The organism is Stenomitos rutilans (assembly GCF_059505485.1).
The window spans coordinates 84,552-107,376 of record NZ_JCACKR010000033.1; the positions used below are offsets into that span (position 1 = coordinate 84,552).

At 50.9% G+C, this 22,825-nt stretch carries 20 protein-coding genes; 8 read left to right on the plus strand and 12 right to left on the minus strand.

Annotation, left to right across the window (positions count from 1 at the left end):
* Window positions 1-206, plus strand: a 206-nt coding sequence (locus tag AC5JLP_RS05425) for a hypothetical protein (RefSeq protein ID WP_496066895.1), incomplete at its 5' end; no start/stop codon positions are given.
* 288 nt (window positions 207-494) lie between these two features.
* The gene (locus tag AC5JLP_RS05430; RefSeq protein WP_496066896.1) at window positions 495-1,508 is read left to right on the plus strand and encodes a DNA-methyltransferase; all 1,014 of its coding nucleotides are present in this window, start codon (window positions 495-497) and stop codon (window positions 1,506-1,508) included.
* Here the strand turns inward: AC5JLP_RS05430 and AC5JLP_RS05435 are convergent.
* Window positions 1,486-1,776, minus strand: a complete 291-nt coding sequence (locus AC5JLP_RS05435) for a hypothetical protein (RefSeq protein ID WP_496066897.1) — start codon at window positions 1,774-1,776, stop codon at window positions 1,486-1,488. The two genes, AC5JLP_RS05430 and AC5JLP_RS05435, sit on opposite strands and share 23 nt — an antisense overlap.
* A gap of 377 nt (window positions 1,777-2,153) precedes the next feature.
* Here AC5JLP_RS05435 and AC5JLP_RS05440 point away from each other — a divergent pair, with 377 nt between their 5' ends.
* The gene (locus AC5JLP_RS05440) at window positions 2,154-3,878 is read left to right on the plus strand and encodes a NupC/NupG family nucleoside CNT transporter (RefSeq protein WP_496066898.1); all 1,725 of its coding nucleotides are present in this window, start codon (window positions 2,154-2,156) and stop codon (window positions 3,876-3,878) included.
* 148 nt (window positions 3,879-4,026) lie between these two features.
* Complete coding sequence (locus AC5JLP_RS05445) at window positions 4,027-5,487, plus strand: DUF2079 domain-containing protein (protein ID WP_496066899.1); 1,461 nt, start codon at window positions 4,027-4,029, stop codon at window positions 5,485-5,487.
* A gap of 280 nt (window positions 5,488-5,767) precedes the next feature.
* On the opposite strand, the gene AC5JLP_RS05450 is transcribed toward AC5JLP_RS05445, so the two are convergent.
* Together AC5JLP_RS05450 and AC5JLP_RS05455 are read right to left on the minus strand one after the other, a co-directional pair.
* Entirely contained in the window at window positions 5,768-6,166 is a 399-nt protein-coding gene (locus tag AC5JLP_RS05450) for a response regulator (RefSeq protein WP_496066900.1), read from the minus strand.
* Between the two features lie 304 nt (window positions 6,167-6,470).
* Window positions 6,471-7,592, minus strand: coding sequence for a cysteine peptidase family C39 domain-containing protein (locus tag AC5JLP_RS05455; protein WP_496066901.1), 1,122 nt, complete (start codon window positions 7,590-7,592; stop codon window positions 6,471-6,473).
* Between the two features lie 465 nt (window positions 7,593-8,057).
* On the opposite strand from AC5JLP_RS05455, the gene AC5JLP_RS05460 reads away from it, so the two are divergent.
* Window positions 8,058-10,517, plus strand: a complete 2,460-nt coding sequence (locus tag AC5JLP_RS05460) for a tetratricopeptide repeat protein (protein WP_496066902.1) — start codon at window positions 8,058-8,060, stop codon at window positions 10,515-10,517.
* A gap of 33 nt (window positions 10,518-10,550) precedes the next feature.
* Here AC5JLP_RS05460 and prmC read toward each other — a convergent pair whose 3' ends face one another.
* From prmC to AC5JLP_RS05475, 3 genes are all read right to left on the minus strand, one after another.
* Entirely contained in the window at window positions 10,551-11,510 is a 960-nt protein-coding gene (gene prmC / locus AC5JLP_RS05465) for a peptide chain release factor N(5)-glutamine methyltransferase (protein WP_496066903.1), read from the minus strand.
* 16 nt (window positions 11,511-11,526) lie between these two features.
* Complete coding sequence (locus AC5JLP_RS05470) at window positions 11,527-12,324, minus strand: Tic22 family protein (protein ID WP_496066904.1); 798 nt, start codon at window positions 12,322-12,324, stop codon at window positions 11,527-11,529.
* 583 nt (window positions 12,325-12,907) lie between these two features.
* On the minus strand, window positions 12,908-15,532 hold the full coding sequence (locus tag AC5JLP_RS05475; RefSeq protein ID WP_496066905.1) for an O-antigen ligase family protein: 2,625 nt from the start codon (window positions 15,530-15,532) through the stop codon (window positions 12,908-12,910).
* A 167-nt stretch (window positions 15,533-15,699) separates the two neighbouring features.
* Between AC5JLP_RS05475 and AC5JLP_RS05480 the strand changes: the two genes are divergently transcribed.
* Together AC5JLP_RS05480 and AC5JLP_RS05485 are read left to right on the plus strand one after the other, a co-directional pair.
* Entirely contained in the window at window positions 15,700-16,179 is a 480-nt protein-coding gene (locus AC5JLP_RS05480) for a (2Fe-2S) ferredoxin domain-containing protein (protein ID WP_496066906.1), read from the plus strand.
* 661 nt (window positions 16,180-16,840) lie between these two features.
* Entirely contained in the window at window positions 16,841-17,488 is a 648-nt protein-coding gene (locus tag AC5JLP_RS05485) for a response regulator transcription factor (protein WP_496066907.1), read from the plus strand.
* 169 nt (window positions 17,489-17,657) lie between these two features.
* Here the strand turns inward: AC5JLP_RS05485 and AC5JLP_RS05490 are convergent, their stop codons facing one another.
* From AC5JLP_RS05490 to cysT, 4 genes are all read right to left on the minus strand, one after another.
* Entirely contained in the window at window positions 17,658-18,056 is a 399-nt protein-coding gene (locus AC5JLP_RS05490; protein ID WP_496066908.1) for a hypothetical protein, read from the minus strand.
* Window positions 18,057-18,301: 245 nt separating this feature from the next.
* Window positions 18,302-18,643, minus strand: a complete 342-nt coding sequence (locus AC5JLP_RS05495) for an NIL domain-containing protein (RefSeq protein WP_496066909.1) — start codon at window positions 18,641-18,643, stop codon at window positions 18,302-18,304.
* Entirely contained in the window at window positions 18,644-19,537 is an 894-nt protein-coding gene (gene cysW, locus AC5JLP_RS05500) for a sulfate ABC transporter permease subunit CysW (RefSeq protein ID WP_496066910.1), read from the minus strand.
* Complete coding sequence (gene cysT, locus AC5JLP_RS05505) at window positions 19,530-20,378, minus strand: sulfate ABC transporter permease subunit CysT (RefSeq protein ID WP_496066911.1); 849 nt, start codon at window positions 20,376-20,378, stop codon at window positions 19,530-19,532. The genes cysW and cysT overlap by 8 nt, the downstream gene beginning before the upstream one ends.
* 140 nt (window positions 20,379-20,518) lie before the next feature.
* Between cysT and AC5JLP_RS05510 the strand changes: the two genes are divergently transcribed.
* Window positions 20,519-21,001, plus strand: coding sequence for a gluconokinase (locus AC5JLP_RS05510; protein ID WP_496066912.1), 483 nt, complete (start codon window positions 20,519-20,521; stop codon window positions 20,999-21,001).
* A gap of 135 nt (window positions 21,002-21,136) precedes the next feature.
* On the opposite strand, the gene AC5JLP_RS05515 is transcribed toward AC5JLP_RS05510, so the two are convergent.
* Together AC5JLP_RS05515 and AC5JLP_RS05520 are read right to left on the minus strand one after the other, a co-directional pair.
* Window positions 21,137-21,616, minus strand: coding sequence for a CYTH domain-containing protein (locus tag AC5JLP_RS05515; protein ID WP_496066913.1), 480 nt, complete (start codon window positions 21,614-21,616; stop codon window positions 21,137-21,139).
* 147 nt (window positions 21,617-21,763) lie between these two features.
* Complete coding sequence (locus AC5JLP_RS05520) at window positions 21,764-22,753, minus strand: carbohydrate kinase family protein (protein WP_496066914.1); 990 nt, start codon at window positions 22,751-22,753, stop codon at window positions 21,764-21,766.
* Between the last annotated feature and the right edge of the window lie 72 nt (window positions 22,754-22,825).

Below are 22,825 nucleotides of genomic sequence, written 5' to 3' on the forward strand. Positions count from 1 at the left end.
TGAGCTGCGAACGTCTCATTGATAAAGCTTTGCATCTGCTCCGTCCTTACCCGATAGTACAACCTTCCCGGTTAGTAGAGGGTGGAACCATTTTGTATGGCTGCCTTTGCCCGGTTCACAAAGAAAGCCAGTTTTTAGCAACAGACCTTTCAACTCCCGAATCTTCTTGGGCATTTTCCTTACCCTTCATTGCCCTACCAGTTTAGTCGTCAAGCTTTCAGCGGCTAGACTATCTACAACGATTCCGATCGCGCAAGGTCGATCGCGCAAAGTTTGTCAGTCAAAGACGTAAGGCTGAGTTAACGTAGCTGAGATGCTGTGGCAGTAAGACTTAGGCGAACTAAAGGGGTCACTCATCCACTCATGGCATAGTCAGTCTCACCTGTAATACCATCTACACTTAATTGGGCTACAGATCAAGAACCTCAAAGAGTGATGGCACAGAGCTTCTGTAACTCAACACTCAACACTCAAAACTGAGAACTGGTATAACCATGTTGCCAGACAAAGCGCGTGCCCCCCGCAATCGAACGATTACCTTGAGCGAAGAAGAGCGATCGTTCTATAAACAAAAGCTTTTGCAAGTGCAGCAGCCCGTTGAACTGGCAGACATTCTTAATCAAACAATTCATCAAGACGTACTCACCCTTTTACAGTGGTCACCGAAGCAATCCGTTGATTTATTGTTTATTGATCCACCGTATAACTTAACCAAAACGTTTAACGATCGCACCTTTAAACGACAGGCTTTGGATGTGTATGCAGAATGGCTTGATACATATTTAACGACGTTACAACCGATCCTGAAAGCAACAGCTTCTATCTACCTTTGCTCCGATTGGCAATCGTCGCCAGCCGTTTTTGATGTCATCAAGCATCGCTTTCAGGTACGTAATCGCATCACCTGGGAACGCGAAAAAGGTCGTGGAGCCGCTAAAAACTGGAAAAATGCCTCTGAGGATATCTGGTTTTGCACCGTTTCTGATGCTTATACCTTCAATGTCGATGCCGTTAAACTCAGGCGTAAGGTGATGGCTCCCTATACGGTTAACGGTAATCCTAAAGATTGGAACTTTACAGAAGCAGGCAACGTGCGTTTGACCCATCCCTCTAACCTGTGGACAGATGTAACAATTCCCTTCTGGTCAATGCCAGAAAACACAGATCATCCCACTCAAAAGCCAGAAAAACTGGTGGCAAAAATCATACTCGCCAGTTCTAACGCTGGCGATGTTGTGTTTGATCCCTTCTTGGGGTCAGGCACTACCTCTGTCGTTGCCAAAAAGCTCGGTAGGCACTACATCGGCGTCGAAGTGGATGAATTGTACTGCTGTTTGGCTGAAAAACGCCTTGCCTTAGCAGACGCTGATTCAAGCATTCAGGGATACACAGATGGCGTGTTTTGGGAGCGAAACAGCCTGCACGTACAAGTACGCTCTGCCCAAAAGCAATGGTCTGCTCACAGCGCAAGTAGCACTACGATCGCTACAAATCATCAAACGGATTGAAAAACCGGGGTGGGGGAATTTCCCGTTCTTTATCGGCAAGGTCGGAGGGAGGACGATCGCTGCTCCAGGCCCACCAGACCTTAGCGCATTGGCATTCATAAAACTCTTGCCATTTGCGGCGGTGATCTTCGGTGTAAACGGGAGATCGACGGTTAACCCAAGCTCGTTTCGCGTCTTTGTTAGACGATCGACAAGCAGGACAGCAGAACTCTGCGGCGTGAACGGCAGGTTTAGTCCAATCGGGAGGAGTTAGCTCAAACGCTTCCATGCAAACACATAAGGAGGACTATTGCCTCTATTATCAACCTTTTAACCCCCAACCTGCCCAGTGACTAATGGGTAGAATCCGTGCCTCAAGAGACAAAGGGCGATCGAGTATTTGAATCTTCATTCTCAGCCGCTCAGTGCCACTCCGATAAGTTTTGAGAAATAACTACAGTGTCACAGCAAAAAATGCGCCGAAGTCGTCTACTTTGGGTATGGTTTCACTGAAGTCACAGTTTCGTTCGTAACTTTTCAAGGTGTAATAGTTTGGGCGATCGTAGTCTTCAACTGCTAGAGGGCGTGATTAAGACACTGCACCTCACGACACGACCTGACACGAGCGAGATTGCTGACACTGCGTTCAGAAGGAACATTTAACCCATGCCGCTTCTCAACATCATTTCGTTTCTCGGCATCTTTGGCTTGTGCTTTATTGCGTGGCTCTTTTCAGAGAATCGCAGCTTAAAGGTCTTTCCCTGGCGTGTAGTAATTGCAGGCATTCTGCTTCAGCTTGTGTTGGGGGCATGCGTGTTTATCCTGCCAGGAACGCGTGATGCGCTCCAAGTCTTCAGTAATTTGCTGAACAGCGTGTTTGATGCGGCTGATACCGGAGCGCGGTTTGTGTTTGGCAGAAACATTGTGCCCGTACCAGGAACGCCGCCTGATGTAAATTTAGGCTATATTTTTGCCTTTCGAGCGCTGCCAACCGTCATTTTCTTTTCTGGTCTGATGGCGTTGCTCTACAACATTGGTGTGATCCAAGTGATCACCAATGTCTTTGCCAAAGTTTTTTATGCCACGATGCGGCTGAGCGGTGCAGAAGCACTGAGTGGGGCTGCCAACATTTTTGTCGGGATTGAGGCGGCGATCGTGGTGAAGCCGTTTCTGGCAAGAATGACCCGCAGCGAACTGTGTGCCATTCTTGCCTGCTGCTTTGGTACCGCAGCATCCTCTACGTTAGCGATCTACGTCAGCTTCTTAAAGCCTGTCTTTCCTAACATTCTGGGGCATTTAGTGTCAGCATCGATTATTGCGATCCCTGCCTGCTTTGTGCTGTCAAAAATTTTGGTGCCAGAAACGGAAGTTCCTTTAACCGCAGGCGGCATTCCAATAGAGGAGAAGCAGACGAAGGTGCGCGATACGGTGACAGAATCTACCGACGTTGCTGCTGATGCGGGTAATTTTCCTCGCACTCGCATTCAAACGGATGACGAGGATAATGAGTTGCCAGCCTTATCCCAGGAAACAGTGCCTCAAGAAACCGTTGGCGGCGAACCGATCGAGCGCGTCAGTCCTTTAGATGCCGCAATCGTCGGCGCGCTGGATGGAGTCAAAATGGCTGTCGCGATCGCCGCCGTGCTGATTCTAATCCTCGGACTTGTTTCCCTAATCAACCAATTTTTCGGCTGGTTAGCAGGGTTGCCCAGTCCCGTTGGTGATGTCTTTAAAGTCGTGACGTTAGCCAACATTTTGGGCGCATTATTCTTGCCGTTGACAGCGCTCACAGGCGTTTCTCTGGGGTGGCAAGAATTGTGGGAGTCATCCGTCATTATTGGACGCAGGCTGTTTGAAACTGCGATTCCGCCCTACCAGGCACTAGCAGCCGCAGCAGCCTTACCTGCGGCTGAGCGAGTCATCAGCGATCGTGCCGTCCTGATCGTTAGTTACGCACTGTCAGGCTTTGCCCACTTAGCGTCGGTTGGCATTTTTGTAGGCGGCACGATCGCCCTCATTCCCTCTCGTCGCAAAGATATTTCGGAACTCGGCTGGAAAGCTTTGTTTATAGGCACTCTCGCAACGCTGATGATTGCTTGCGTTGCGGGCGTTTTTGATACAGGCAATGCCAGCATTTTGGGCGAACGACAGCCGCCAGTGGCTAGCCCTGTAGCTACTCCGACAACCTCACCCACTGCCCCCACCGCTTCACCAACAGTAACTCCATCATCAACGCCCCTTGCTGCACCTGCAAAGCCTTCTCCACGGGCTTCTCAGTCAGTGCCACAGCCCTTACCGAGCAAACCAACCGTTCGCACGACACCACAGGCAAAAACCACGCCAGCACAGCCAGTTGTTAACCCCAAACCAACCGCTAAACCAGCTGGCTAGCCAAGCTGAAGCAAGTTCCTGACTCTCAATCAGTTTTGGGTAAAGGCCATAAGCGGTTAGGTGCTAGCGATCGTCAGCCGTTTGAGTCTGCCCATGCATGCTTTAAGATTGCTAGATTGCTTTCGTTCGTGACCGAACCTGAAATTCTATGGAGCAGCCGTTTAGCCCGCCAGGATCGACCCACGATCGCGCAACTCTGCATGCCAAGACGATCGCTTGGCTCGTCATTGTTAGCGCTACAATTCTCTTTCTGGCGAGCAGTGCCCGTCACCTGCTGTTTCAATCGGCCGCATTTGACTTAGGCTATTTTGACCAAGCACTGTACTTAATTAGCCAGGGACAGCCGCCGATCGTGTCCTTTTGGGGCTTTCATTTTCTAGGTGGACATGCAGACTGGATTCTCTATTTTTTAGCCCCGTTATATAAGCTTTACCCCAGCGTTTTTTGGCTCTTTGCGCTTCAGGCGATCGCACTAGCGATCGGAGTAGTCCCTGCATGGCAGCTTGCCCAAGAAGCCGGAGTAAAAGCAGGTCAAGCGGTAGCGACCACAGTGGCTTATCTTCTCTATCCCTTAGTGTTCAACATCAACCTGTTTGATTTTCACCCTGAAGTGATGGCGCTGCCTGTCTTTTTAGCCGTCGTTTTAGCGGCCCGCCAAAATCGCCCTCTGTGGTTTACATTAGGCATTATTTTTATCTTGGGCTGTCGGGATGCACTCTCACTGACAGTCGCAGCAATGGGGCTATGGCTGTTGCTGGTGGAGAAGAAACGGCTGTGTGGAGCGATCGCGCTGGTATTAGGAAGCGTGTGGTTTTTCGTTGCCATTCAGATCGTTATTCCGCACTTCAGGCCACTTGGAGTTGAGGCCGTTACTCGCTACGCAGGCTTGGGGAGTTCTGTTTTAAACATTGTCAAAAACCTCATTTTTCAACCCAGCTTAGTGCTTAAATATCTCTTTACGCTACCAAATTTGGAATATCTTTGCCTACTTTTTCTTCCCGTCTTTTGGGGACTTTCACCACAACAGCTTGCGCCCTTGTTGGCAACAGCTCCCCAACTGGCGATGAACTTACTTACCCCAAATCAGCCACAAAAAGATCTCGTTCATCAGTATTCTGTACCGATCTTGCCTTTTATTCTGCTAACAGTAATTGCTTCTTTAGCAGCGAATAAAACCTGGATTCGGAGCCAGCGAGGCATCGTTTTATGGTCAATAATTGGCTTTTTTGCTTTGGCTAAGTTTAGTTTTTTTGGTGGTTTCTATTTAACCAAACTTGATACCTGGCAAGCAACGCGAGAGGCGATCGCGCAAATTCAACCAACAGATAGTGTACTGACAAATCATCAGATAGCCCCCCATTTAACCCATCGTTCAAGCATTCGTTTGCTTTCAGATCAGCTTGATCCAACTACCTTAGAAGAGTTTGGCGCGATCTTGGTAGATACTCTCCACCCAGGAAGCAGTTGCTCTCAAAGTTGCGTCGATCGTCTGCTCAGCCAACTTCAGAAAGGACCGAGCTTTCAGCTTACTTATCAACGCAATGATGTCTATTTGTTTAGAAAACAGCGTACTGAAAAAATTGGCGTAACTGAAAATAAAGAGGCATAAAATTCGGTTTCACGCCTCTTGTAACTGCTTTTTCTAGAATCAGCAGCGCTAAGCAATTACCTAAGGATTGCGGATTAAATAACTTCGACAAGTGAGATGTTCTGTAGGGGGCGCACGGCCGTGCGCCCGTACCTCAAGATCACACTTTAATAGGACTTACGCACTTGCCCCCAAACCCCCAATGCTGGGGGCTTTAGTTGGCTCTGTTCCCCCAAAATTGGGGGATAGGGGGCGAAAGATGACCGCTTTTGCGTAAGTCCTATTTAATTAATTTTCGTTCCTAAGTTGCATGCGTCCGTACTTGCCGAATCAATTCATCAAAATCGAAGGGCTTACGGATAAAGCTCGTTGCTCCAGCCGCCTGACCCATCATGGCAATCTCCTGATCGTGAGCTGTGATTAGTACGATCGGCAAATCGGCAAGCTTGATACTCTGTCGAATGTGCTGGGTTACCTCATAACCACTCATATCGGGCATCATCACATCAAGCAACATCAACGCTGGGGGCAGTGCTTCTGCTTTAGCTAACGCCGCTTTGCCGTTATTAGCGACGTCAACAGTGTACCCTTCTGCTTCTAAAATCGCCTTCAGCAAGAAGCAGTTATCTGCCATATCGTCAACAACAAGAATGTACTCAGAGCAGGTCTCTGATTGTCCTTGAGATGGTGTCTTAGTCATTAAATTCATGGCTGAAAAATGATTGCGTAAATTGCAGTATTTAAGAAGTTGTTTGTATAAGACTTATGTATAACTTCAATTGTTAAGCTTAGACTCACGCTTAAGAGAGATTGATGCATTGGAGCCTTGTATGACATTCTTGCCGAGTTCCTGACAGGCACGGCAATTGACAGGACAAAGTTGAGGGAGTGAGATCATCAGAGAGCTTAAGTCCCTTGCTCTACTTAAAGTGACGATCGCTACAAACGCTCACATTCAAAGCTCAAAGCTGATATAGGCTCATATTTTTTAATTTTTCACACACTCAAGGAGACCGTTGCGGCGTTAGCGTCGGCACCTTCTCTAGAAACGGCCCCGTTAAGAGCAGCACGGTTTGTACATCCAGCTCGCCTGTAGTTGGAATACCAACTGCTGCCTGAAAGCGGCGGATTGCTTGACTGAGATCTTGAGAGGGCTGGCTGAGATAACCCAAACGCTGTAGATAATCAGCGGCTTGGGCTGGAGGCAACGCGCGATCGCTGGCTCGAAAAATCGGTACATACTGCTGTCGCCAAATCGTTGCAAACTGGGCTTGATCTAGGGCATAAATTTTGCCTCGTGCAGGATCACCGATCGCCACCTGTTCACTATTCATGGCTAACAGGGCAACCGCATGAGGCAGTTTGCGTTCACCATCAATAAGCCAAACACCCAACACACCAGGACGGTTAATGCGTTGCATTTGCTCCCAGGTTGGCGAGAGTTCAGTCCCATCCATTCCCAGTTCGTGAGCAGCCATAATGAGTTGTGGCATCGATGTGCCCAAGCGACTGGTGCCTGCCAACCGTGCAACGCCCGACTCTGTGGCATCGATCTGCCAGCGCCGTAAAACGGTCGCCAGCGCTGAAGGGGCGCAACTACTCATTGATGTCTGCTTATACACCCCGTTTGGCTGTAGATTGTTGTGCAGCCAGGTATAAATCGGCGAGAGGAAATAGGCTTCGGCAGCACTGAACCCAGTAACGCCCAGTACGCCAATCAATACCACCGCAAATACTTGTAGCCGTGCCGTCTGCCAACTGATGACGTATGCCAGTCCGCAAAACCCCAGTAGTACAGCACGCATAATAGTCCAGGTGATGCGCATGCCAGATACACGCCACTCTAAAGGCAAAAACTGCATTTGAGGGACATTGAGCGCCAAGAGAATCAGCCCAATATAAAGCCCCAGAAACAACAGCGAAAGGGAGGTTTTACCTTTGAATAAATCATTAGCAGTTGACCCTTTGCGCAGCAGCAGTGTACCAAAGCGCATACCCCATCGAAAGCACAGGCCACCTAGCAGCAATGTAGCGGCAATTTCTAGCAGCATGGGTGCGATCGCATCGAGCTTGGAATGAACATGAATGCAAAATCGAGCATTAGAACAGCAAAATGACTTCAACAAAGGCCGCTAATGTTTAATCTAGCTTTTGGCGGGATTCCTTGTCCTGCGTGCTGAAAGGCAGCTTACGGAGGTGCACCAGCACAAAAAACACGCATGGCGCAGAGGCCAGCGTTGTACCAGCCGCTTATGCTCGTCTTGCCGTAGCACTCTGCCATGCCAGGCAGATAAAGTCCCAAGCGTCCAACGCTCTTGAGTTTAACGGTTAGGATTGGGCATCTCGATCCGTCACATCACCGAAACACGTCGATCGCCGCCCGATAAGGGCTATGGCATCGCGACAGCTTGTAATTAATGTTTCATTTGGCAAAGGATTCAGTATCCTTACATAGATTCTGTTGGTGTGCTCTGAACAGCATATCAGGCGGATAAAACCGCGTATTTTGCAGGCAATTTAGGGTAAGTCATGAGCCAAAACTTATCCACTCAACAATTCACTGGTGCAGAGGGAGTCTTAGAAGCGATTAGATGTCCAGGGTAGCGCTACTGATGGGGGTGAGTCGGTATCCAATGGGGTTAGCCCCACTACCGAGTGCTCAAAAAGATGTGGAAGTAATGAGGCGCGTGCTAAAACAGCCGCAATTTCAGTTTGAGTCAGTGATGAGCCTGTGCGATCGCCCTCTGCAAGAGATGCAGGAAACCCTTGAGCTGTTCTTTAAGCAGCGAATCAGCGATGACCAACTTGTGTTTCTCTTTTGCGGTTATACCTTGCAAGACACCGATGGCAGGCTGTATTTTGCCACTCCCAGTACAACGCTGCCAGCGCAAGGTACGCTGGTCAAAGCACAACTCATCCCCGCGATCGCCATCCAGGAAGCGATGGATAGTAGCCCCGCTAAACAGCAAGTTGTAATTGTAAACAGCTACTGTCAGCAAGCACTGGATCAACCCATTGTGGCTGCCTCTGCCAACACGTTAGCTGCATCCCTGGAGGGTACAGGACGGGTGGTTTTAGCGGCAGCGAATAGAACCCAAACAGCCTTAACAGCCGCGCTTGATGCGTGGACGTACATCCGCTATTTCGCAGAAGGGATTGAGAGCGGTGCGGCAGATAGGGAGGATACGGGGTCACTTACGGCGGCGGCTCTGCACAACTATGCATCGCAGAAGCTGCATGTTGCAGCACCAGCACTGGAAACCCACCTGGCTGGCAGCGACGAAATGGCTAACATGCCATTACTAGAAGTGTCTCAGGGGCACCCACGGCTGCACTACCGTAAAGTGCTTGAGACTGCAACAATCGACACCGATGCAGTAGGAACGCCGATGCTGGAGGGGCGATCGCTACTAAACGATATGCGGCACAGTTTGGGGCTTTCACCACGAGAGGCGGCTGAGTTAGAAGCGCAGGTGTTGCGCCCGCAGCAGGAGTATCAGCAGCGCATGGCGATTTATCGGGAAACTGTGGCAGAAAGCGCTCGATCGTCCGATGTCCCGCTTGATCAGTGCCGCCAGATATGGAAGCAGCTACAGCAAGCTCTTTATCTAAGAGATCAGGATGTCGCGATGATTACGATCGCTCCCTCACTTGCCCTTCAGCAGCACCAGCAAACCCAATATCAGGGGCATCTGGCACACTATCAACAGGTTTTGCTGAGAGCCATGCAGCGCCAGCTTCCACTCCATGAGCGCGATCGTGCGATGCTCCACCGCTTGCAACAGACACTACACTTAGAAGATGAGGACGTGCAGGCGCTTGAAGCCCAATTGATGACTCGGGCACAGCAATTTGTAACGGACGGTGATGGCAACAACTCAGAGCCAGAGGTAGAAGCAGTCGCACCCTCCAGCGCTGAGCCTGACAGTCAACCCAACCCTGTGCAAGCGCCAGAAGGAAACCGATTCAGCCCCCAACCGACCTTACCCCCATCCGAGATACCTTCAGCAGAGACCGCTGCTTCACTTCCGCCAGATGACTCGCGTGCCAAAGAAGCCGTCATGCAACGGTTGTTCAATCTAAACGAGCCAAATCCTATCCCGCCAGAGCCTTTGCCGCCCCCAGTGTCTCCACCCAGCCCAGTCACTGTACAAGAAGCTCCATCGCCGACCTTGCCGAACGCTAACCCAAATTTTATGGATAGAATTCGACGCTCTACGTCTAATTATCAAGCGCTGATTGTTCCAGCCATCTTGCTTGCAGCGATTCTGGGCATTCTAGCAGCCATTATGCCGTTCTCCAATCGCTCCAACTGGTTTAAGTTTGGGCAACAAACGCCTGTTGATGCAACCGCAGCCCAACAGCTTAATGCTCAAGGGCTTAAAAAAGCGCAGAGTGGTGACAACAAAGCGGCTATCGCCGACTACACTCATGCGATCGAGAAAAACCCGAATGACGTATCAGCCTACACCAATCGCGGGGTTGCCTACCATCGATTAGGCGATACGAGCGCTGCCATTCGAGACTACGAACAAGCGCTGAAGCTTACCCCCCAGTCTGCTGCCCAGACGGCCATGCTACACAGTAACCTTAGCTACGCCTACTACGATCGCCAGAATTACGATAAAGCGTTGGAAGAAGGGAACCAAGCCGTGGCGCTGAACGGAAATCTCGCCCAAGCACACATTAACCTTGCCAATGCGCGGTCTAAAAAAGGAGACTATGACGGTGCAATGCAGGATTACAAACAGGCGCTTTCGCTTAACCCCCCCCGCTCCGTTCAAGCTGGAGCTTATAACAATCGAGGCAATGCACAGTTTACCCAGACCCGAACCAGAGACGCCATTAGCGACTACAACCGGGCAATTCGGTTACAGCCAGAGTATGCGGATGCTCATTACAATCTTGGGCTAGCGCAGCAAGCACTCAACAATCGGACTGCGGCAATCAACAGTTTTCAGACTGCCGCAAGGTATTACCAAACGCAGGGTAAAGAGGCGCAGCAAAAAGAGGCGATCGATCGCGCTAATGCGTTGCAGCAGAGTAATTGATGAAGTCTGTTAAATCTGCGTGTGATCGATCGCTTAGCGACGGTAGGCTAGGGCAAAGCGATCAATGCCTGCCAAATCGGGATAAATCTGAATCTGGCAGTAGCTTCCCTGCTCTTGAAGTAAGGCCGCTACGGTACTTGCTTGCCCTGCCATCATTTCTATGAGCCAAACTCCTCCGGGTTGCAAGTAATCAGGAGCGGTTGCTACCAGATGTCTGATGCAATTCAACCCATCGGCACCACCATCCAGCGCTAAGTGAGGTTCGTGCTGGGCCACCTCTGGCTGTAAGGTGGGTATCATCGCGGTGGGAATATAGGGCGGATTGGAAACTACGCCGCTGAGCTGACCTTTGAGAGTTGCCAGCGGTTGCAGCCAGGAGCCTTCATAAAACTGAATGCGATCGGTCAGCTTGAGTTGCTGAGCATTAGCGCGAGCAATCGCCAACGCGGCAGCACTTCGATCCACTGCATGCACCGTCGCTGCCGGAAAAGCCATTGCCAGACCAATGGCGATCGCTCCGCTGCCCGTACCTAAATCGGCCCATTGGCTGTAGGTAAGGGGTGCTGGGTAAGGGGGATCGGGTGTCGGACATGCCGCCGCGATCGCAAGATCAATGAGGGATTCTGTCTCCGGGCGCGGAATCAGGACGGCTGGCGAAACGTTTAGCGCAAAATGACGCCAGGGAGCCACTCCAGTCAAATACTGCACAGGTACTCGCTCTTGAAGCCGCCGCTGCCAAAGGAGCGTTAAGTCTGACAGCGATCGCGCCAGCCAGATCACGTCTCTATCTTTAAAGGTTTCTAATCGCAGCGACAGGCGATCAAGCCCAGCCAGATCTTGCAGCAGCCAATCCACTTCCTCTACCGGAACCTGAGCGGCGATCGCCTGTTGACACGCTGCCGTTCGCCATTGCCAGAGTGCTTGCCCAGAGACACAAACCTCTCGCCCCCTTAATGGAGACGAGAGGCTGTCTAAATCGTCTTTAGAGTTCACCCATCACTCCGCAGGCTTACTTCTTAGGCGCAGGAGCGGCAGCAGGCTTGTTCGTAGCAGGCGCACCTTGCTGAGGCGAGATGGACTTCACAAACTCGATCGACTGTTGCGGGGGCACCAGCACAATCTGATCCAATTGAGGATCATTCTTGGTGCGTAAGATCTCCATCAGCCCTTCTAGATTAAGCACCTGGATTTCGACACTACTGGACATGTCAGGCTGTTGCTGCTTAAAGCGATCGAGCAACCCCTGCAATTCTTCCTTGTTGAAGAACATTGGAATGATCGACTTGCCATCCTGCTGAATCGTCAGGTAGCCTTTCTCTTTACCACCACGAGCCACAAAGAGCGGCGTACCGTTGAATTGCTGAGGTTGCTGTCCACCCTGCTGCTTCAACAGCGCCACAGCCGTATCAACCTGCTGCTTGGAAGGAACGTAGGCAAAATCAAGCTGTTCTGGCTTCCCTTTGTTGGTTTGATTGAGCTGATACACCTCTGCCAGTGAAACGGGCACAACCTTCACATTTTTAGCAAGGTCGGGGTTTTTGGTTTTGAGGTTGTTAAGAAAATCTTGAGCATCTTTCTGGCTGATGAAGACACCCGCCACTGCTCGCCCTTTCTGTCCAGTCGGAGGAGACGCCACCAGTGGAGCACCCTGCGCGTTGGCGATTGTAAAAACAGGCACGGGGCGAAGCTTTTGGATAATTTGCTCTTGAGGAATAGCAAGGACTTGCAGGGTGCCTGCTAGAAACGACCCTATCAGAGCGCTTCCAACTAACCCAGCGGTTGCACTCCAGCGAACCAATGATTTCATGACTGCTCCTGGCACTAAAACGGCAAAAAAGTTAAGGATAAATGGATTCAGATCTTTATCCAGGTGAACAGCGAGACGACTACACTCTACAGCGCTTAATTGCCTACCCATTCTGATGCATCTAGTGCGATTTGTAAAATCAGCACAATAGTAGCAATCATGGCGCTTTTGATCGAGAACGGCTGTGCAAAATGCCTCTTCTGCGTTGATGAATCGCACCTTTAGTACAGTTACGATCGGCCTTCAAAACGGTGATTGTAGCGCTTCAAGGGTTGAGGCAATCATATCAAGACAACAGCCCGATCGAGGTGGTAATGACAGGCGTGCACCCGCGCGATCGGGTCTCGCTTCAACCAGTACAAAAGCATGCGAGCGCGGTCTCCCAATCTCCTCCCACTGACCCAATAGCGCCAGGAATAGTTCCAGCGCATACAAAGAGAAGCCGCATCCACCATGAAATAGACTTCGAGTTGTAGCAGCTTACATCATTATGTGAAGATAAGTGATTAGCGGTCAGCGGTCAGTTTTCTGCTAAAAACTAACAACCACAACCAACAACTGCTTCAGTGATCGGCCCCTAAACTTACGACTTCAAGACCTCTTGCAGCAGCGCATCTCGCTTGGCTTGTAGCGCCCTATCTAGCTCTGGAGCATAGTCAAACGACACTATCAGATCTTGACAAAATTGAGCGATGGGAAGGTTATCCACCACTGTCATAAAATCCACGGGAATCGACCCGTCGATATGGCGACTGAGTACGCCAAAGCCTGCTCGTTCACGCCGATACGTTTGGTTGGGGGCATTTTGTTTAAGCCATTGGTCAAACGTAGCTGAGCTTGCCATCGTAGCCACAAGCTGAGGCATCAGATTTGTAGGAGGATCGGTGTGCGTGGCAAAAATCCATGCTTGCTGGAGCAACACCTCACGATTGGCTGGATCAAGCCAGGCCGCGATCGCCCGCGCCCCACTGCGGCTGGTAGTTGCCCCTTTTAGCCCCCAATCAGTCATCAGGGGCGATGGTACGGATTTGCCCTCCGCTAAATCAAGCACCCGTTGACTGAACGCAGTACCAGCCGTTGCGAGATCAAGCCGTGCGCCTGTGACGTCGCCCTGCCACCAGCGCAACCCACCCCGAATTTGATGCAACTGCGCTGCTAAGGGGTTCGCCGTAGCCGTTGTGAGTAAGGATGTTAATTCGGTTTCGAGCCGTTGAGTGACTGGTTTGTAAAGTGGTTTCAGGGCTGCCACCTGCCAGATTGGGCTGGTGATCAAGAGGGGATCACGAAGAGCCTCTAGCGTCATCGCGGCTATTGCCAGATCCAGTTTTCTCTGTGCCAAAAGGCTTAAGCCCAACCCATAAAAAAGACCTCGCTTAGCCGACACCAATCTGGCAGACTGAGCAAACGCGCGGCTAGCAGCTTTCGGCTGGCGATCGAGCAAAAGCCATCCCAGACTGGTATAGCCAAATTCTTGACTGGGCGAACTCTGAATCCCTTGCTGCAACCAGAAGCGACCCTCTTCCATGAACTGCTCCCGCTGTTTTGGGTCGCTGGTTTTTAAGCCCAGGTTTCCTAAATTCCACCCCAATTCGTAAGCATAGTACGGTTCCCAGAGAGCCAGTTGATGCGACTGCTTCAGGTGCTGCACAAAGGTGGGCACGTCCTCTCGACTGAGAGCCGCAAACCCCTGACTGGAGAGCAGCCAGGCACGGTGAACGGGCATCAACCAGATCAGGGCAGCAATGAGAATACCAAGCCCCATGAGAGGCAGAAAAGGCAGCGGGTACAGCAGTAAAGGCGTAAAAGGGTGGGGCACAGCGGTCGTTGGCTCCACGAGCGGACGATCGCGCGTTCGCTGATCTTTGAGGCTTTGACGATCGCGGAATTCGGCAGTGAGTAGAGCCAGAAGGACAATCAGCGTCCCGCTAATGCACACATTATCAAGCTGGTAATCCGTCAAACTCACAACACCGTAGCCCAACAGGCTACTAAACAGGCAACCGACAAAGATGGGTGATAGGTGACTGGAGGTTGCACCGTCTCGTAACCAGGCGATCGCCAACCAGCCCAGCAACACGATCGTCCCAACACTGACCAGAACTGACCAGAGACCCAACTCTGCCCACAGATGGGCTGGAGTGCTGTGTAACTGGTAGGCCCACTCGGCCTGATGCCCAGCCCACTCCGGGCGATACTGCTGAAATAGTAGCGGCACCCCGCCAGGGCCAATCCCTGTGAATGGATGCACCCAGCCCATAAGCCAGCCGATCGTCGTCGTCACTAAGCGATACGCCACCTCCCCTCCCGCCTGACCACTCAAAAGCCCTGCCGCTAAAGACCGGAGGCGATTGTTTGCCAATGCCAGCAAAACTAGCGATACCAGCCCGATCGCTCCGATCGCGCCCAGCCAACGGCGGGACAGCCGCCCTCGCCACAGCAACACCCCAAACGAGACGATCGCCATCGTCAGCACACCTAGCCAGCCACCGCGCGAACTGGTGGTATACAGATCCAGTAGCCCCAGACCAACGCCTAAAAACCAGAGCGATCGCCGCCATCCAGTTTGGCTCAGCCCCAACCCCAGCAGAAGCGGCAGTGTCAGGACTAAATAACCCGCCACATAATTTTGGTGCCCGATCGGTGCCCAATTGCGCAGCTCCACGATCGCAAAATCGAAGGGTAACGACACCCCATACTGCTGCCATGACCGCAAGCGAGCAAGCTCAGGCAAAAGTGTTGTATAGCTCCACAGTGTAAGGCTAACCAGAATAAACGCGAGACTCAAATAGCCCTGGGCAACCAGAAGGCGCGATCGACGCTCTGGGACAGCCAGCCATGTGCTCAAGGCATACAGCGCTGCCAGACAGCAAAACGTTGCCCAACTATACCAGTGGGCTTGCATCGGAAACGCCGCCAGCCCGGCTGAAAGGATCACCCCCACCACCAACAGCCCTACCAGCCAATCAAGCCGATGCCCCAGCCAGTGTAAGCGTCTCTGCCACAGCAATCCCAGCAGCCATAGCACAGGACAAACTAAGCCGATCTGCCAAATAAACACCCAGGGCCACGCCACCATCAAGCTATTGCTGTTCGGCAGCAGAGTAAACAGGCCGTAGAAAGCCGCTGTCAGCACGCCAAGCAGATTGCCTTGAGTCGCCCTGTTAGACCTGGAGTCGGAACGATGCACTGAAAATTCAGGATGGGTCATCTAAGCTTTAGATTAGAATGGGTCGCTGGTCGGGTGAGAAGGCAAAGAGAACGGCATGCATACCTAACGCGTCTTAGCAACGTCAAATGGCAGCGTGCTATCACCATATTGCCCCTTGTCTACTGAGCGTTACCGTTTCCACACGAATTGTCTCTTAAGTAATGTCTATGACGGCCCAAGATACCCAAGCTTCTCTCTCAGAGTCTACTGCCAATGCGTTCTCTGTCTGTGTACAGGCACTTGGGCTACCCCAGATCCAACGCCACCTTTTTCTGTGTGCTGACCAGACCAACCCCAAATGCTGCCCCAAAGAAGTTGGCTTAGAAGCGTGGGACTATCTCAAGCGCCGCTTGAAAGAACTGGAGCTCGATCGGCCCACTGACAAAACCCCCCATTGTCTTTTCCGCACCAAAGCAAACTGTCTGCGCGTTTGTATAAAGGGGCCAATTCTGGTCGTCTATCCAGATGGCATTTGGTACCACAGCGTTACACCAGACGTGATTGAACGGATCATTCAAGAGCATCTGCTTGCCAACCAGGTCGTACAGAGCCATGCCTTTCTAGTGCATCCCCTACCACCTAACCAGTCACCAGACCCCTCACAGCCGCTTTCCACAGAAACGACCAATGAGGTGACCACTGAGTAGCTCAACTTTTCATAGCGATCGACTTGGTTTTGTCAGCAGCATGCACCTATTAGTTGAGACCTAAAACGTAGTCTGAGAGACGGCTTTCCTTACTACAGCAACAGCCGTTGGGCCATGTGGCATCAGTCGTCTATCACAAAAACGATCGCGCTTGTACCACCTATGCAAAGCATCCCTACAAATGAGCAGCCGTTACATTAATGGGCTTTGCGTAACTAATTGAATGAACTGACACTTAAGCAAATCAGCTTCACCCATCGGTTAAATTTGCTGCTACCAAAATTTAGTCATAGAATAAACTAACTGCAGACAACTGTTTCCATCAATGCGTCCAGACTTCTCCTACCCTGCAATCAGCTGCTGCATTTATGCCAGAGACGTGCTCTTAATAAGGCTATATTTTCAAGGAAGCTATATAATGACACAGTGAAATCTGACGCTAAGGTGGTGGTTTCACATGGGTATTCAAGTAGGATTCAATCAGTATTTAGATTTATTTAGATTTCAGCGATTCTCCTGATGCTGCTTACAATAATGTTTCAAATGCCAGAGCCGTTTGGTTTGCGCAGGCTAATCATTGCTGTAGCAGGCGCAGGAACTTGCTTTAAGCGTTCAGCATCCACACGAACGATCTAGACCCAGGAATAGTGAGTAGCACAGCATGAAGGAAACCAGCGTGGGCAATCATAAGCGACTGCTGCTGATTGACGATGATCCCAACCTAATCCTGCTCGTTAAGGACTACCTGGAGTTTCGGGGCTATGAAGTAGTCACCGCTGAGAATGGGCGAGAAGCTCTGGAAGTGTTAGAGCAAGAAATTCCAGACATGATCATTTGCGATGTGATGATGCCTGAGATGGACGGATACTCCTTAGTCAAACATGTTCGAGAAGATCCTCGCACCAGTTGGGTACCTGTGCTGTTTTTGTCAGCGAAAGGGCAGAGCCAGGATCGGGTCAAAGGGCTGAACACGGGGGCGGACGTTTACATGGTCAAGCCGTTTGAACCCGAAGAGCTGGTTGCACAAGTGGAGTCGTCGCTCAAGCAGGCTGCTCGTATTGCCGATCGCCCCGGCAAGGGGAACGACAGTGGGCCTAAGATTCAAGTCCCCTTCGATGTTGAACTTACGCCGACAGAGCTACGCGTAGTGCAGTTTGTGGCGCGTGGGATGGCTAATCGTGAGATCGCGGATGAATTAAACGTTAGCCAGCGGACGATCGAAAGCCACGTCAGCAACATGCTCGGCAAAACGGGTTTGCACAACCGTACCGAGCTGGCTCGTTGGGCGATCGAAAACAGTATGGCGTAACCACCCTGCTAAAGGGTCGATGGGTTGTAGAGCAGCGCTTGAACACGGGTCTGAAGTACCGGGTACGCTAAAGCCTGCTTAAAGACAGATCTAGATGGCTTCAGGCTCTTTTCGGTGGAAACTCAGATCTTGCATCTTCCCAGTAATCCGCCCTGCAATAAATTGAAACTCAGATTGATGAGCGACACGCTTCGTCAACGGGCTGCATCCAAAAGCGACGATCGACAACCAACTCAGAGCATGGCTGTAGAAGGGCGATCCAAAATCTAGCTGGCGTTGGTTCGTAGTCAATTTCATCCACGTGATAACGAACCGTATGAGCGCCATTTTGCAAGACAATCTGATCGCCTCGCTGAATGCTTCCCCCACGTCCCCGCATATAGCTCCGTTTGCCGCACGCGAGTGATGCAAACGTGAAATCTTGTTCCCATTCCTGTTGGGTGTAGTGATGTACCACCCGGACAGAAGCATTCTGAAAAGCTTTTGCCTTTGCCAAGAGAGCCATCAAGGTCTTAAGCCGCTTTTGTTTGTCAGGGGTCAAATGGGCTGCGTCCAGCGAACACTTCATGGTTCTGCTTTCTCCTCGATCGCCAAAGTGCTTAGTCTGTGACTCCTCTAAAGAGGAATAGGATTCGGGTTAACCGCTTGTGTTCACATCCTTGCATCAAGGTACAAGGATAATCAGCTCTACCCACTCAGCACTGGACATTTTTTTAACTGTCCTACCACTCATCTTACTGAGGCCGTTTTAGAAAAACACTATTGCTGCGATACTTTATCTGCTTGAGGAAAAGGGGCGATCGTGCTGTTCTGCTACCAACCATCGCTGTACGTCTCCGTACCGTCGCGCCAAATTTCTAAATCGAGGTCGTTGAAATAGAGTAGAGCACTGCGAATTTGCTCACGAGTACCGCGAAGCTCCAGATCAAACCAGCCATCATCTCTAGCATTCGCCCCCAGTAAGGCAGCGGTAATATTAACCGTCAAGCCGTGATGGGAAATGAGCCGAGAAATAACGGGTTCATCGTGATAGTTTTTGGGAATCCGAATCCGCAAGCGTTTTTGCGTAGGGCGGCTGTCATCTTGGTTGCCAGATGAGCGAATATCATCCGGCGGCAATGCTAGTGAATCTTCAGAGGTGCTTCCAGTTGCCATTCATGCCTCCTCTCTAACCTCTTTGATGCGAGTTTTACGCTCCAAAATTTCCTTAAAGATGAGGGTCACAACAGCCAGAAGCGCTAACAGTACTGCCGCAGAGTAGGCGGCTTCCGTCTGGTATTGCTTATACGCCTCTTCCACAAAGAGGGGGAGCGTTTGGGTTTTGCTTGCAATGTTGCCAGAAACCACAGAAATTGCACCAAACTCACCCATCGCTCTAGCGTTGGTCAGCAGTACCCCGTAAAGCAAGCCCCATCGGATGCTGGGTAAGGTAACACGCCAAAAAATTTGCCAGTTGTTTGCGCCTAACGTCTGAGCCGCTTCTTCTTGGTCAGTGCCAACTTCTTCCAGCACCGGGATCACCTCACGCGCCACAAAGGGAATGGTGACAAACGCTGTTGCCAGAATCATACCGGGCAGCGCAAAAATGATCTTGATGTTGTGAGCATCTAAAAAGGGGCCAAACCAACCGTTGCGCCCATAGAGCAACACAATCATCAAGCCTGCAACGACCGGGGATACTGAAAATGGCACGTCCAAAATACTGATGACAAACGCCCGTCCCTTAAAGCGATGGCGCGCAATTACCCAGGCCGCACATAGCCCAAAGATGGTGTTCACGGGCACTGCGATCGCGGCAATGATAAACGTCAGCCTCACCGCATTTTGGAACGCTGGTTCCGTCAAGTTAGACAGAAACGGCCCAATCCCCTTGCTAAAAGCCTGGATAAAGACATTAAGCGCTGGGACAAATAGAATGAGGGTAAGATACAACACCGCTAATGTAATCAACCCAATTTTTGACCACTCACGCGGCTTGACCTCTATCGCTTGATCAGCCACAGATAGGCTGGTAGCTGATGTTTTGAGTGATGGACCAAGATTAGCCATACCGACGCCCCCATGCTTGCAGCAAATTGATTAAAACGAGCAGCGCCAACGAAAGACCCAACAACACAGCCCCAATGACGGTTGCGCCAGCGTAGTCGTATTGCTCCAGCCGTTGAAAGATCAAGACAGGTGCGATCAGATCCTTATATGGCGTGTTGGATGACACAATAACAACCGAGCCATACTCGCCAACCGCCCGCGAAAAACCCAGCGCGATGCCCGTCAGGGTAGCAGGCAAAATTGGCGGCAGCAACACGCGCCAAAACGTTTGAAATTTGCTAGCGCCTAAACACCAAGCCGCTTCTTCAATTTCCCGTTCTAAATCGGTTAAGACAGGCTGTACTGTGCGGACAACAAAGGGAAGCGAAATGAGCAACATGGCGATCGCAACCCCCCACTGGGTAAACGCTAGCTTGATGCCTAACGGTGCAAACAGAGAACCAATCCAACCATTTTCGCTATAGACTGTGGCCAATGTTAAGCCTGCCACAGAGGTTGGCAGTGCAAACGGTAGATCAACCGCTGCGTCAATGATCTTCTTGAATGGGAATTCATAGCGCACTAACACCCAGGCAATCAACAAGCCAAAAATGCCGTTGATCAAGGCGGTTGCCACAGCAGTGCCAAAAGTGACCCGATACGCATCGAGCGCGATCGGGCTAGTCGCAATCGTCCAAAAGCGGGTAGGGCCTTCAGTACTGGCCTTGAGCAAGAGCGCGATCGTCGGTAGCAACAGCATCAAGCAAAGGTATACTGTCGGCAGAATCCAGATCCAGGGCAGCCGTGTGGTGACTCCCAACCATTGGCGCAAAAGAGTAGTAGAAGAGGATGTTGCAGTCATAAGCGAAAAGTAGCGACTAATAAATCGTCGTTAGACAGTGCCAGATTGAAGGGGGCATCCAACAGAATCTACGACAATAAAGTAGGAATACCGTACTTATCATACATGAACGATTCGTCTACGTGAATAGAGCGGTTGCAATGATTATTTTAGTGATGGGTGTTTCTGGTTCTGGCAAAACGACGATCGGCACCCAGTTAGCAGAAGCGTTGCACTGGTCGTTTTATGATGCTGACAGCTTTCACCCGCCCATCAATATTGACAAAATGCGGCATGGCATACCGTTAAGCGATGTCGATCGATTGCCCTGGCTAATGGCGCTACAGCAGGCGATCGCAGGCTGGCTACAATCTCACACCAATACAGTGCTTGCTTGTTCTGCACTCAAGTCTGAATATCGTCAAAGGCTTTGCTTATCGCAACAGGTAAAGCAAGTCTATCTTAAAGGCTCGTTTGCCCTCATTCAGCAGCGCTTGCAACAGCGTCAGGGGCATTACATGAAAGCAGACCTTTTGCAAAGCCAGTTTGACACCTTAGAAGAACCCGAAGATGCCATTCAAGTAGACATCGATCAATCCCCAAGCGCGATCGTGATGCAAATTAGAAAGGCGCTGAATGTTTGAAGGCAGAAGGGGAGTGGGAAGCAGGGGAAGCAAGGGAAGCGGGGAAGCAAGGGAAGCGGGGAAGCAAGGGAAGAAACCTCAAAACTCTTTTCACATCCCTCACCTTTCACCTCTCTTTCTTAAAACTCAAAACTTTCATCCCTCATCTTTTTCCCATTGACTAAACGGATGCTTGACTAAATTTGCATTAAAGTAGCGGGGATCGTCGGAGACCTCGCGATCGATCCAGTCAGGCAGCACGATCGCCTGATTAGCATCCCCCAGTTCTACCTCAGCTACAATCAAGCCTTGATTCTCGCCTTCAAACTCGTCAACCTCCCAAATCAAGCCTGCATGCGCAATTTTGTATCGCTTTTTTTGAATCAGCGGTGGCTCGCACAACGTACTTAACAGTTCCAGTGCATCTTCTACAGGAATGGAATACTCAAACTCCGCCCGTGAGATGCCTGTTGTGCCTCCTTTGATGGTTAAGTAACCTTGCCGCCCCACAACTCGCACACGTACGGTTCGTTCTACCGTCGAGGTGATGTATCCCTGACAGTACGCAACGCCGCTTGCTAACGATCGCCACGCATCGCCCTTAACAAGAAATTTTCGCTCAATTTCGGTTGGCATGGCAGACGTTGGCAAAAGTAAGAACGTTCTGAATTGGCAGACAGGAGAAGGCAAAAGGTGGAAAACAGATGGAGTAGACTATGCTTCTTGGTATACAGCTTTCACTGTCTCTACACCCTGTACTCTAAACCCCCCAAGCTCTCTTTCCTACAACGATCCTGGTTGCTGATGCAAATACTGAAAGGCTTCAACCTCAGCGGCAGTGGGTTGGGCGGCGATCGCGCCTCGGCGAGTTGTCGTCAAGGCTCCCATCGCACTGGCATAGCCAACAACGCTTCTAGCCACATCAGGATCGGCTAAGCTTTTCAGCCCATGCTGACAGAGTTGATGCAACAGTCCAGCCACAAAGCTGTCACCAGCCCCGGTTGTATCTTCTACCTCAATCTTAAATGCTGGAATGCTGCCTTCGTTACCATCCAAGTAGTAAGCGCAGCCTTTTTCGCCAGCCGTTACCAGAACACCTTCAACACTGCCCAAACGATGGGCAATCACCCCAGGATCGGTCGTATTGTAAAGCCACTCAGCTTCTTCTTCAGAAAGCTTGAGAAAGTCAGCCTGCTGAATGACGGCGTGAATGAGCGGTAAAGCAGACGCTTCATCAGCCCAAAAAACGGGTCGCCAGTTGACATCGACCAGAATTTTGACATAGCGCTGGTTTGCTAATTGCAAGGCTCGACCGATCGCCGCTCGACTATCTGGGTAGGCCAGTTCCAAGGTGCCTAACACCAGAAAATCAGCGCTTTCAAACTGAGCGATCGAAAGCTGATCAGCCTGAAGATGGGTATCTGCAAACTCAGCCGTATCACGATCGCCAAAGCCTGCAAAGGTGCGATCGCCTGTCAGCGATCGCACTACATAGACCGCGCGAGTGGGTGCCGTAGGATGGCGCTGAATCCCACTAACATCGACGCCGATCGACTGCATCAACTCTACCAACCCAGTACCCAAGTCATCTTGACCGACGCAGCCAACAAAACCAGTGGGGGTGCCTAACTTTGCCAACCCGCAGGCAACATTAGCAGGAGCACCACCCGGATACGGTGTCCAGGATTTTACTTGCTTAAGCGGTACTCCTGGTTGATCTGCCAAGAAGTCATATAACGCTTCACCGAGACAAAGAACGCGTGGTTGGCTCACAATGTCAATCCTTTACAGACTAATAGCAGCGTATCAGACCGCTGAGACGACTGCTCATCACATGACTGACCA